The organism is Novosphingobium sp. NDB2Meth1 (assembly GCF_900117425.1).
Lineage (GTDB): Bacteria > Pseudomonadota > Alphaproteobacteria > Sphingomonadales > Sphingomonadaceae > Novosphingobium.
The window spans coordinates 1-12,466 of the sequence record NZ_FPEH01000029.1 but is presented as its reverse complement, the minus strand read 5'-3'; the positions used below and the strand labels follow the sequence as shown (position 1 = coordinate 12,466).

General features: G+C 61.3%; 8 protein-coding genes and 2 pseudogenes. 6 read left to right on the top strand and 4 right to left on the bottom strand.

The features are described from left to right. Positions 1-135: 135 nt before the first annotated feature. Together NDB2M1_RS17950 and NDB2M1_RS17945 are read left to right on the top strand one after the other, a co-directional pair. Positions 136-1,338 (top strand): AAA family ATPase, encoded by a 1,203-nt coding sequence (locus NDB2M1_RS17950; RefSeq protein WP_072384202.1) that lies wholly within the window; start codon positions 136-138, stop codon positions 1,336-1,338. A gap of 47 nt (positions 1,339-1,385) precedes the next feature. Next, positions 1,386-2,405 (top strand): ParB/RepB/Spo0J family partition protein, encoded by a 1,020-nt coding sequence (locus tag NDB2M1_RS17945; protein ID WP_072384201.1) that lies wholly within the window; start codon positions 1,386-1,388, stop codon positions 2,403-2,405. Here the strand turns inward: NDB2M1_RS17945 and NDB2M1_RS17940 are convergent. Beyond that, positions 2,365-3,312, bottom strand: a complete 948-nt coding sequence (locus NDB2M1_RS17940; protein WP_072384200.1) for a MarR family transcriptional regulator — start codon at positions 3,310-3,312, stop codon at positions 2,365-2,367. The genes NDB2M1_RS17945 and NDB2M1_RS17940 overlap by 41 nt on opposite strands. Before the next feature lie 187 nt (positions 3,313-3,499). Between NDB2M1_RS17940 and NDB2M1_RS17935 the strand changes: the two genes are divergently transcribed. From NDB2M1_RS17935 to NDB2M1_RS23200, 4 genes are all read left to right on the top strand, one after another. Beyond that, positions 3,500-4,510 (top strand): site-specific integrase, encoded by a 1,011-nt coding sequence (locus NDB2M1_RS17935; RefSeq protein ID WP_051146240.1) that lies wholly within the window; start codon positions 3,500-3,502, stop codon positions 4,508-4,510. A gap of 207 nt (positions 4,511-4,717) precedes the next feature. Further along, on the top strand, positions 4,718-5,788 hold the full coding sequence (locus tag NDB2M1_RS17930) for an AAA family ATPase (protein ID WP_066531344.1): 1,071 nt from the start codon (positions 4,718-4,720) through the stop codon (positions 5,786-5,788). 64 nt (positions 5,789-5,852) lie between these two features. Then, a complete protein-coding gene (locus NDB2M1_RS17925; protein WP_253185942.1) occupies positions 5,853-8,207 on the top strand; it encodes a S8 family peptidase in 2,355 nt (784 codons plus the stop codon). 29 nt (positions 8,208-8,236) lie between these two features. After that, entirely contained in the window at positions 8,237-8,650 is a 414-nt protein-coding gene (locus NDB2M1_RS23200) for a hypothetical protein (protein WP_253185941.1), read from the top strand. On the opposite strand, the pseudogene NDB2M1_RS17915 reads toward NDB2M1_RS23200, so the two are convergent. The 3 genes and pseudogenes from NDB2M1_RS17915 to NDB2M1_RS17905 form a co-directional block, all read right to left on the bottom strand. After that, positions 8,607-9,168 (bottom strand): annotated as a pseudogene (locus NDB2M1_RS17915) (recombinase family protein). The gene NDB2M1_RS23200 and the pseudogene NDB2M1_RS17915 sit on opposite strands and share 44 nt — an antisense overlap. A 198-nt stretch (positions 9,169-9,366) precedes the next feature. Further along, positions 9,367-10,419, bottom strand: coding sequence for a hypothetical protein (locus NDB2M1_RS17910; RefSeq protein WP_253185940.1), 1,053 nt, complete (start codon positions 10,417-10,419; stop codon positions 9,367-9,369). A 60-nt stretch (positions 10,420-10,479) separates the two neighbouring features. Continuing rightward, positions 10,480-12,345 (bottom strand): annotated as a pseudogene (locus NDB2M1_RS17905) (Tn3-like element ISMpo10 family transposase); the annotation flags it as partial. Between the last annotated feature and the right edge of the window lie 121 nt (positions 12,346-12,466).

Here is a 12,466-nt window from a genome sequence, read left to right as displayed (position 1 = left end):
CCCCACCGAGTCAGGATAGCCTGATCGGGCTCTAGAATCGGCGCGACAATGCGGCCCGACTTTCGAAATTTCCGAATTTCTTGACCGGAAAGCGCAAGTGGGTGTAGCACACCTACAATTGCGAAAGGACGGCATGTGTCTAACGGACTTCAGATCGAAGAAGCCGAGCGTTTAGTCTCGGTTGCAACGCTGGCCAGTCGAACATCGTCGGTGCTTGAAAAGCTGCGCGACTCCGCACGAAGCGCTCGGGCAGATGCGCGCCGCGAGCCTACCTTTACGATCGGGAAGGCGGCCGAGCTCGTCGGGCGGACACCGGCAGCTATCCGTGACGCCGAGAAAGATGGAAGGCTGCCCGAGCCGGCGAGGACAGATAGCAATCGACGCGAGAGGTACACTCTTGCCCAGCTTAACGACATGCGCGGCGTGTTCGGCACCAGGCCGTATCGTGCTCCGACCGATCCGTGCTGCGTGGTTGCGGTTCAGAATTTCAAAGGCGGCGTCGGTAAATCGACGCTGTCTGTTCATCTAGCGCAGTATCTCGCGATCAAGGGCTATCGTGTTGCATTGATCGACTGCGACAGCCAGGCCTCTGCGACGACGCTGTTTGGCTATGTGCCAGATCTCGATCTGACAGAGGACGATACGCTCTACCCATTCCTTCGTGAGGGTGAGCGGTCATCGCTCGACTACGCCCTCCGCAAGACCCATTTCGACGGCCTTGAGCTGGTCCCTGCCAATCTTCGCCTGTTCAATTCCGAGTACGAACTGGCCGCCAGAATGGCGCAGGGGAACGGAGCCTTACTCGACCGCCTCAAGGAAGGGATTGAGAGCATCTCGGATCGGTTCGATGTCATCGTCATGGACCCACCGCCCGCCCTCGGAGCTATCTCTTTGTCCGTGTTGCGAGCTGCGAACGCGTTGGTGGTTCCCGTTCCTCCGACCGTGATGGACTTCTCGTCGACCGCGGCATTCCTCTCAATGCTTGATGAGACGATTGAGCAGCTGGCCGACCGGGGTCTTGCCCCAGAACTGACGTTTCTGCGCTTCGTCGCCTCGAAGGTCGATGAGAACAAGTCGATGCAGAAGGAGCTTCTGCAGTTGATGCGGACGCTGTTTGGCCACGCCATGGTTCGAACGCCGCTCAAGGACTCCGCCGAGATCGATAATGCGACGGCGCGGCTGATGACAGTCTATGAGCTTGATGGACCTGCTACGAGTTCGGCTGTGCGCAATCGCTGCCTCAACTATCTTGATGGCGTGAACTCTGAGATCGAAGTCGACATTCGATCGATGTGGCCGAGCCATCAGAAGCGCCTCCGGCAGGAGGCTTTGGTATGAGCCGCTGGGAAATTGCACGCGTGCAATTCTGCTAATGGGAGGCTTGCATGAGTAGGAAGAACAGCGGTTTTGCGGCCGACTTGGCGGCAGGAATTGATTTGACCGAAGAAGCCGCAGCGCCGCGTCGATCGAGCATCGCGTCGAATGTGCTTACGGGGCGCTCAAACCGTCTAGCCGACCTCGCATCGGGCGCGATTGTTTCGCGCACTCATGAGCTCGTTGACCCTGCAAGATGCCGAATGTGGGCTGGCCATAATCGCGACTACGCGCTCCTCAATGAGGAACGCTGCGCAGACTTGATCGAGAGCATCAAGGCCCAAGGGCGGCAAGAGATCCCGGCTATTGTCCGTCGCCTGTCGGGCGAAGATGGCTATGATTTCGAGGTCATCTGCGGGGCGAGGCGGCACTGGTCGGTCAGCTGGCTGCGGACGCACAACTACCCAGACTTTAAGTTCCTCGTCGACGTGCGCGAGATTGGCGATGAGGAGGCTTTCAGGCTCGCAGATCTCGAGAACCGCGCACGGGACGACCTAACCGATTTCGAGCGCGCGAAGGACTATCTCCGGGCATTGTCGGCCTACTACGAGGGTCGTCAGAAGACGATGGCCGAACGGCTCAAAGTGTCCGAAAGCTGGCTCACACGCTATCTCGATCTGGCCCGCCTGCCCGAGGAGTTGACCAGAGCCTTTGCTAGTCCGCAGGAACTCGGAATTCGTAATGCGATCGCACTCAAAGCGCTCTTGAAGCCCGAGGACAGGAGGGAGAGGGCCTTCCAGGAGGCAGCCCGGCTTGCCGCCGAACGGGAGCGGACCAACCAGTCGCTCTCGGTGCTGGAGGTAATCAAGGCGCTTTCCCTTGCGGTCGATCCCCCCAAGAAGTCAGGATCCCCCAAGAAGTCAGGAAAGGTCGAGACTGTCGCCAATGCTGTCGGCCAGCCTGTGCTTCGGATTGAGGGAGCTGATCGCAAGGGGGTTCGGATCACCTTGTTGAACAAGGGTGGTGCAACGCGGCAGGAAGCCGAAGAGGCTATTCGCGCGGTACTAGATCAGCATTGGCCGGTATCATAGCACTATCGGTCTCGCGCAAGCGCACCATGCCTGCCTCCTGCAACGAGGACACCGATTGCGAAGCGGTTCGCTTTGTCACGCCTAGGGCTCTGGCAAGCTCCGCTCTGGTAAGGGGGCCAAGGCTGACGATCATGCGCCAGGCCTGCGGAGCGGTTGAGGAGGCATACAGCCGACCGGCCAGCTGCTTGTCGGCCAAAGCAACAGCCTCTCGCATCACCCGCAAATCGGTCGCGGCTTTGTCAGTGGCCGTCTGAAGCGCTGAACGGAGAAGGGCGGGCAGGGGTTCTTCGTGGAATTCGCGGAACAGGGCCCGCGGCATGATGCCTGCAAGCGCCAGCGGGGCCGAGCCCAATCCAAAAAGGTGGGGCCTGATGGCCGCAGCCAATGAGGCAGCCCAGGCCGCGCCACGCGGCGCCGAACGAGTGATTGCGAACCCGCCGACCTGGACCATTTCGCTGCCGCCTTCGAAGAAGTCGAATTCCTCGGTTCGCAGTTCCTCAAGCCACTCGAGCAGGGTGCCCTGAGGATCCCTGCTAGGGAGTAGGGCGTCGAGGCGCGCGAGCGCATTGTCTGCGGGGCTGTAGGCCTCGGTGAAGCCTTCGGCTTGGCTCTTGGCTGCCAGCACTAGCTTCGCGGCGTTGGCGAGGGCAGGGGGCGCACGTCGGCCGATCCAGGACAAAAACTGTCGGCGCTCCTCCGAGTACCACGAACGGACCAGTTCGCTCGCGCCCACGCCCGGATTGTGAGCGATTCCCAGATTATCAAAGGGATAGTCGCGAACATGTACGCGCCAAAGGCGCCGCAATGAGGCCATCGCCAGGCACTCGGAAAGCTCCGGCGAGATGAAGGGGAGGGCGCCTTCGATCCGCGCAAGTGTCAGTTGCCAGGGGGAAGGGGAAAATGCCATCAGCCAGAAAGTATATCAATGGGCTAAAAAGTATACCCAGCTTGTACGGTTGATTTGCTGTCCGATAAATGCCCTTCACGGACGACGAGCTATTCTATATAAAGCAGGCGAAATTCACTGCGATGTCGCCCCGGCCCGAAGGCAAGGGGGGGCACAGCAGCGGACTTGAATCTTGAGGAGTGTCGCCTTGGACGATGACAGCAGCAAGGCCTTGAGGCATTCAGATGAGGTTGCGCTCGCGCCCTTGGGGAATGCGATCCCGCCGCAGCTCGCGGCTGAGATCGAAGCGGCCCGCTCTTACCGGGCGCGGTCCAAGGCCGCCAACACGGTCCGGGCCTATGAGAGCGACTGGCGGCAGTTCGAAGAATGGTGCTGGACGCGCGATCTTGAGCCTATGCCGGCTATGCCGGAGGCCGTGGCCACATACCTTGCCTCGCTGGCGCAGGCGGGGAGGGCGGACAGCACCATCGGGCGGCACCTTGCAGCCATCGCCTGGCACCACAGGCAGGCAGGGCAGGTCGCACCCCAGCATCGCGATCCGCGTGATGTCATTGGCGACACACTTGCCGGGATCCGGCGCGAGCAGCGCGCACGGCCGACGCGCAAGAAGAGCGCAATTCTGGCGGCCGATCTTGCGCGGATGATTGCAGCTGCTGAAGGCCAAAGTCCGCGGGCTATCCGCGACCGGGCCGTCATGGCACTTGGGCTGGCGGCGGCGTTGCGGCGTTCCGAGTTGGTCGCGCTACAGCTGGCTGACCTCGAGCTGGTGCGGGAAGGCCTCAAGCTGACGATCAGGCACTCGAAAACAGACCAAGAAGGGGAAGGGCAGGTCATCGCGGTGCCGTCGGGAAAGATTCTCAAGCCGGGCGCGCGCCTCAACGAATGGCTCAGCGCAAGGGGAGGGGAGGCTGGTCCTTTGTTCTACCGCACCGACGCACAAGGGATGATGACCAAAGAGCCCATGTCGGATCGCTCGGTTGCCCGCCTGATTCAGCGCTACGCCCAAAAGGTTGGGCTCGATCCTGCCGCAGTCGGTGCGCACTCACTGCGCTCAGGGTTTCTGACCGAGGCGGCCAAGGCCGGAGCCTCGCTGCCCAAGATGCAGGAGGTATCGCGTCAGAAGAAGGTGGAGGTGCTCCTCGGTTATGTTCGCGATGCCGCGTTGTTCAAGAACCACGCCGGTGAGAGCTTTCTATAGGGAATCTAGGCTATGGAATGCTGGCTTGCTCCACGATGGTCCCTGGTTTCAGATACCCTTACGGAGCGTCACATATGGCAGAGGCATTATCGTGCTAGGTCTGCTAGAGCTGGATCGCGAATAATTGATTACACCGCAGGAAAATTTCATTAGATTCCCCAGGTAGTCGATTTTGATCCTGCCGATTGAGTGACTGAAACATAGAAAATGGCCCGCGCTGATCATCTCGTCTCGCTCGTTCGCGCCAGCGTTGCTGGCGACCGTGAGACGCTGCGCGCAGCGGCCGAGGCCATTGCCGCGGACGAACGAGCCAAAAATCACCACATCGTTGCAGATCGCATCGAACGCGCACTAAGCACCGTGCCGGTAACGCCGCCGCCTCTCACGACCTCCCAGCCTCAGGTCGGGCCAGGTCGAGACACGATCATCGAAATCGAAGCGCGGGTTAGATTTGATGATCTGCTCCTTTCGTTGCCAGCGCGCGAGAATGGTCGTCAGCTGATCGAAGAGCACATGCGTGCTGATGTTTTGCGCGCACATGCCTATGAGCCACGGCATCGGATTCTGCTTTCCGGGCCTCCTGGAAACGGGAAGACGTCCTTTGCTGAGGCAATCGCGGAGGCGCTGGGCTTACCATTCTTCGTCGTGCGTTATGATGCTTTGATCGGCAGTTACCTTGGTGAGACCAACGCTCGGCTTCGCAAACTGTTCGATTATGTGCGCACACAGCCGAGCGTCCTATTTTTCGACGAGTTTGATGCTATCGGTAAAGAGCGTGGCGACACCCATGAAACCGGCGAAATCAAGCGCGTGGTCTCGTTCTTGCTCATGCAACTCGATCAATTGCCGCCGTATGTTATAGTTGTTGCGGCTACCAATCATGCAGAGTTGCTTGATCGCGCGGTATGGCGTCGCTTTCAGATGCGGTTAGCTTTTCCACAGCCCGATCGCAAACTGCTTGAGGTGTTTTTGGACAGGGTCATCTCTGGCTGGCCTGAAACTCCGCGCATGACTGTACAGAAGCTCGCGACCCGCCTTGGCGAAGTAAGTTATGCCGAAGCGCTCGACCTGTGCCAGAATGTGAGGCGCAGGCAGATATTGGGTTTGGGGGAGATTGGGATTGATGATGCGCTCGAGACAGAGCTTGAACTATGGAAATCGCGCGTACGGCCCGGGAATGTAGATGGCGAGCGATCCAACCAAGCCCCTGCTGAGGCTGACGCGAGACCAATCAAGACAACGCCCCGCCGGTCAGCAAAAATTTCCCCGGCCACCTGAATCTTTCCCTCGGGATCGCCAGCAAGCCACATTTGCCCCAAACTTCGACCGCCTGGCCCAGGCTTTGGCGCGAGATCCGGGCGGTCTCGAACTGCGTGCCGATCCGGCTGCCCTGGCACCGGAGAGATTGCTCGTCTTCGAAGTCCGTGGCTCGGTGAACAATTTTGCCGCAGCCGTTCAGCGCGTGCCCGGCCTCGAACTGATCGACGAGGAGGAGTTAGGCAGCGACGACGACAAGGAGCCCGTTGCCTACCTCCTTGTTCCGGACGCACGCGCGCTCGCAGAACTGCTCTCTCTTTGGAGGCGCTGGAACGCCGATCAACTGCAATTCGGGGAGACGCCGTGGCGTGGCGTGTTCGAACTGCTTCGCGATCTGCGACCATGGGGGCCTCAGGACAGGGTCCAACGAATCGACGCCAGTTTTCTCGCCGAGGAGATCGAGGAGCGCGGCGAGGACGAGCTTGTCCCGCTGGAGATCGAATTGATCTACCGAGCCTCTGAGGTTCAGGCCCAGGCACGGGAAGATGAAGTGCGCGCGGCAGTGACCGCACGCGGCGGGGATATCATCTCGCGTGCCCGGCTGCCCGACATCGCCTATCATGCCCTGCTTGTGGATTTGCCGGTACGCGCGATCCGGGAGATCATCGATCGGGCGGAAGGCGGCATCGCCAGCCTCGAGCCTGTCATGCACATCCGCCCGCAAAGCCTAGCGACGACGATCGAGATCGAGGACGTCACAGACGCCGGCACCGCTGCTGCGGTCGGCAACCTGCGCGAACCGATCCTGGCCCTGCTCGACGGAGTTCCGGTCGCTGCACATCCGCTGCTCGCCGCTCATCTGGTCGTGGATGATCAATTCGATCTCGAACCCCATGCCCCCGTGGACCAACGCGTCCATGGCACTGCGATGGCGTCGCTCCTCGTGCATGGCGACAGGAACAATCCCGCACCGGCATTGCCGCGGCGCATTCATGTTGTTCCGGTGATGGGTGCTGGGGATCGCTTCCCGGCACGACGGCTTGTCGTCGATATCATCTTTCTCGCCATTAGAGCGATGCGAGAAGGCCCGGATGCAACGGCGCCGGGCGTGCTGATCGTCAATCTCTCGCTTGGCAACGAGCGGCGTCCCTTTCAGTCGTCGCTGTCGGCATGGGCACGGCTGCTGGATCGACTGGCGTACCGATACGGCATTCTGTTTCTGGTGAGTGCTGGTAATGTGAGGGAGACCTTCGGCGTCCCAGCCTTCGCGACCGGCACGGCTTTCGAAGACGCTGACGCCGCCGCTCGCTGTGACGGCACGCTGACCGCGATCGGCAATCTGATGGCTGACCGGCGTATGTTTTCGCCGTCCGAGGCAATCAACGCGGTGACGGTCGGCGCGTCCAACGACGATTGGGTGTCGGCTGCGGACCGCCGCGCCGCCCGCACCATCATCGACCCCTTTCCGGGCATTCGTGCCGCCAACCCGTCGAGCGCTCTCGGCCCTGGATTTGCCCGATCAGTCAAACCCGACATTTTGATGCCGGGAGGTCGCGAGCACCTCCGCCAGATGCGGACCGACGGTCATGTCTTCGTCAGGCCGGCGCCCTCGACGCGCCCCGCTGGCCTCAAAGTGGCTGCGCCTCGTACCGGCGCCTTCGGGGTAGCCGAAGGCTATTCGGGCGGGACCAGCGGCGCGACCGCGCTGGCATCACGCACATGTCATCGGATCCACGACGCACTAGAGGCGGCGTATCCGGATTTTGCGGGCCTGCCCCACATTCAGCGGGCGGCCTTGCTTAAGGCACTGCTTGTCCATCCCGCCCGGTGGCCCGATGACATTGCTGCACGGATCAAAGCGATCATCGGTCCAGTCGGCGGACATCACAGCCACATCAAGGACAATATCAGGCGCTTCCTGGGATTTGGCTATGTTGACGCCGAAGACGCGGTAGCGTGCGCGGAGGACCGCGCGACGTTCTGGGCGGTTGGAGAACTTTCGCGCGACCGTGTCACCACTGTCCGTGTTCCCATACCGGCGGTTATGAGCGGTCAGGCCCGGCCCCACAGCCTCTCGGCGACGCTGGCATGGTTCACACCCGTGCAACCGGGACGCAAGAGCTACCGATCCGTTCGCCTCAAGCTGCTCGATCCAGCAGAAGCCGGCACTTTGGGCGTTTCTCCGCGAAGCCTTCAACCGGACGGCAATCAGACTAATCGCGGCACCATATTCATGCGTTGCTGGGAAGGTGACAAAGCGCCGGTCGTCGGCCCGGATATGACGATTGACCTCGTTGTGCAGCGCGATCCAGATCCGGGCACTCCGATAGATGAAGCTGTACCATTCGGTCTTGCGGTCACGGTCGCCATGCCCGGCATCGTCGGTCTCTACACGCAGGTCGCACAGCGCCTCGGCATCGCGCCGCGTCAGTCGGTCTGAGGCTCGCTTTTTTTCGGGATTTTGCAACTGTGAACGTCAAAAGGAAGCCTGCCAAAGCCGAGCGACCAACATCGAAAATGCGCACGATATTCCGCGAGGTCGCGCGCGACATTGTCGCCCGGGATCGCAAGGCGCGTAAAGGGGGGCGCACGCAAAATACGATTGGCGAGATCGAGCGCGCAATGGTGAAGGCCTATGTCTGCGGACAAGAAGCTCTGTTGAACAAGCGCGAGGGGTTCCGCCCTTCGGTCAATGCTTTGGCCGATTGGCTGGAAATTCCCCCTCGGGCAAGAGAGACGCTGAGCTTCCTGACAATCTGTTTTTCTCACCGCTGGTCGGCGTCACCTCAAGCTTTGTACGCTGAACAACGATTTTCCGGACATAATGTGAACATTGGTGTCAGGCAGCGGCGCGAAGGTACTGGTAGAGGGTTTCGCGGCTGATGCCCATGTCGCGCGCGATGGTCGCCTTGCGTTCACCGGCGGCAACGCGGCGGTGCAGATCGGCAATCATCTCATCCGAGAGCGACCGTTTCCGCCCCCGATAGGCGCCGCGCTGCCGAGCGATCGCAATGCCTTCGCGTTGCCGTTCGCGGATCAGGGCGCGCTCGAACTCAGCAAACGCACCCATGACCGAGAGTATCAGATTGGCCATCGGGGAGTCCTCCCCCCGAGAAGGACAGGCTTTCCTTCTCAAACTCGATCCGGATACCTCGCTTGGTGAGGCCCTGGACCAGCTTGCGCAGGTCATCCAGATTGCGGGCCAACCGATCCATGCTGTGGACGACGACGGTATCGCCTTCGCGGGCGAAAGTGAGCAGAGCCTCAAGCTGGGGGCGGTTGACGTCCTTGCCCGATGCCTTGTCGGTGAAGGTCCGATCGAGCGACTGACCTTCCAATTGGCGATCCACATTCTGATCGAACGTGCTGACCCGGACATAGCCGATCCGTTGCCCCTTCACTGCGCACTCTCTCCATCAAAATGTCAGGTTGAAATCTATGATACGCAACGACATTCGTCAACAAATTCCGTTTAGTACCCTAATCTGACAGAAACCGCGGTAGCGCCCTGACGTCCGGTTAGGCTATAGAGGGCATAGCGTGGGAGGTACGCCAAGCAACGCTAAGGACGAACAATACCGGAACGGCGTGCAAGGGCATCACCTGCGGAGGCCGATGATGCCCAGCTCTTGCCACATCCACGTAAAATCATAGGTAGCCATTGGCTCGCCGACCCCGGATTTTGCTGCGCCATTCTCTATATATTTGAGCCAGTCGGCCACTTTCGCCCGGCCAGCCTTCGTGCGGGCCAGAGCGCGCGGCGTCTTGTTGCCAAGGGCAGGCACCGCTTCATCAAGCGTTTTGGTATATTCGCGTGTCAGCATATCATGAACGATGCGCTCCATTTCGTCCGGCGGGATATCGAGCGGCTCTTCCTGCGGAGCGCGGGCGGCGTCATCAGCCATGAACTGGGCCAGAGTCCGGATTTCGGTCATAGGTGTGCTCACGCAATCACCAAGCCATTCGCCCATTTGCGCAATCGCTTTCTCCGCACGGGCGGCACTATTGACCTCAACGATCAGTTTGCGTCCCGCCAACTCGACATTGGCGAAGACGGGTGTGCCGTCCTCCATGGTCGTCACAAAAGCCTGCCCGCCTTTGGCCGTTCGTGGTTTTCTCTCCTTCGTCACCGGCACCAGCCAGTTCCAGAATGTGTCGCTGGCAGGCTCCAGCCATTGTGCCGCGTTCAGCCTGCGAACCACGCTCTTGCCGATCACGCCCTTGGCCAGGGGGAAGACGATGCGGTGGAACACAAGATCATCGCCATCGGCGTTGACCATATCCGGCATGGTGCCAGGCATGGCTTTGCCCAGACAATCGAGCAGCCACATGTTCGTGAACATCGGGCCTGATGCCCGTAAAATAGCATCCCGGTCGGTCTGGTTTAGTTCGGAGGTGTCCTTTGCATCGTCCGCAAGCCGGCCAAACGCGTCGATCAGTTGTAGGGCGCCATCAGCGCTGAACGGCAACAGCGCGCCCGAGATGCCATGGCGACCGTTCACATCGACAACCCGTGCAGCGATCTTGTCCCAGTTGACGAGGGTCTGTGTCGCGCCGTGTTCGCGGACCGTGACTGGCGCAACATCCCGCAACAGATCACGCAAGGTCATCGACTGACCGGGGACGACCTCGCTAACCTCATAGAGCGACATCATCGTATCCCGCAGCGCGCGCATATAGGGGTCGGTACACAGAACGGACCCAGATATACGCTAAGGTTTTGCCGTGCCTTCGACGGCGCGCATCTGGCGAAGCGGTCTGAGCGCGGTGGATGGCGCATCGGGATCGGTCCAGAGGTAATCGCCGGTGAGATTGATATGCTGCCAACCGAGCGGTGATAGGTGTTGCAGCAGGTCCGGCGGGACCGGCCGGCCGAGGTTGGCGAGATGCATCCGGGCGGCTTGCAGGTAGGTCGTGTTCCACAGGACGATGGCACCGGCGACGAGGTTCAGCGCGCTCGCCCGATGGCTTTGGGCTTGCAGCGCATGATCGCGGATACGGCCGATGCGATGGAAGAAGATGGCGCGTTTCAGGGCATTTTCCGCTTCTCCCTTGTTGAGTTCGCGGGTGGCGCGGCGACGCTGTTCGGGCTGCTCGATCCAGTCGAGCGTGAACAGGGTACGCTCGACGCGACCGATCTCGCGCAACGCCAGTGCCAGGCCGTTGGCGCGTGGATAGGAGCCGAGCCGTTCCAGCATGATCGAGGCGCTGACGACGCCTGTGCGGATCGAGGTTCCCAGTCGCAGCACGTCGTCCCAGTGTGCCTCGATCAGACCTTCGTCGATGCGGCCCGCGACCAGCGGCGCAATATCGGGGCCGGGTTCGATGCCGTTAAACAGGTGCAAACGGCGTGCGGCGATATTCGGGATACGCGGCGCGAACCGGAACCCAAGCAGATGACATAGCGCGAACACATGGTCGGAGACGCCCCCGCCATCGACGTGATGCTCTTCGATGTGCAGATCGGCGCCGTGGTGGAGCAGCCCGTCGAGCACCTGTGCCGCCTCGCTCGCCGAAGCGGAGATAACTGTGGAATGGAACGGCGCGTAGCGATCCGAGACGTGGCTGTAAAAGGAGACAGCCGGCTCTGTCCCCTTGTGCGGATTGACTGCGCCGGTTGCCTGGGCGCGGCGGTCGAGCGGAAAGTTCTGACCGTCTGAGCTGGACGAGGTGCCGGACCCGAACAGCGCGGCCAGCGGCGCGGTGTGTTGGGCGTCGACAAGCCGGGCGAGCGCGCGACCGTAGGTTTCCTCGCGCAGATGCCACGAGGCGAGCCAACCGAGTTGGCGCTGGGTCACGAGATTGCAGGCTTCCGCCATGCGCGTATGGCCCAGATTGGTGGCATCGGCGAGCACCGCCGTGAGGATCGCACGTGGTTCATCCGCGGCACGGCCACTTTGCAGATGCGTGAAGCACTGGCTGAACCCGGTCCATCGATCGACTTCGGCAAGAAGGTCGGTGATGCGGATCGCGGGCAGATGCGCATAGAGCGGCGCAAGGGCGGTATCGGATTCCTCGGGAGTAATCGCCTTCAAGGGCGAAATCCGCAGCCTGCCCAAGCTGAGCTGCACGTCTTCCAGCGCGTCCGTCTCCGCCTTTCGCTCGACCTCGGCCAATCGACGGGCGAGGCGGGCGCGTCGTTCGGCCAGCCAGATATCGGCCGTATCCGGTGCCGGTATCGGCAAGGGGCCGGCCGCGCGCATGTTGGCGAATACGGGGGCAGGAATGAGTTGCTGCTCGACAGCACGATAGCGTCGGCTTCCCTCGACCCACATGTCGCCGGCGCGAAGCCGGTCGCGAAGCTCGACCAGCACGCACAATTCATAGATCCTGCGATCGGGAATGCCGGTGCCGATCGCCCGACGCCAAGCTTGCCGGATGAAGCCGACTGGCGTGCCTGCAGGCAATTTGCGCAGATGACCAAAATGAAGGTCGCGCATGATCGCGACCGCTCGCGCGAGCGCATGGCAGGCTGGCACCGCCCCGAATGTGAACGAGGCGATGAACGAGGGACCGACCTGTCGGAGGACGGGGTAATTGGTCGCGGCGACCGCGACGGGATCGACCGAATCGGGGTGACTACACGAAAGTGACGTATCTGCACGGAAAGGGCGAACGGATAGCGAACGTCACGCGGCAAGTAGGGAGTTGACGGCGCGCAGCGGTCGCAAGGCGTCCGGATCGGGTTGATCTTCAACA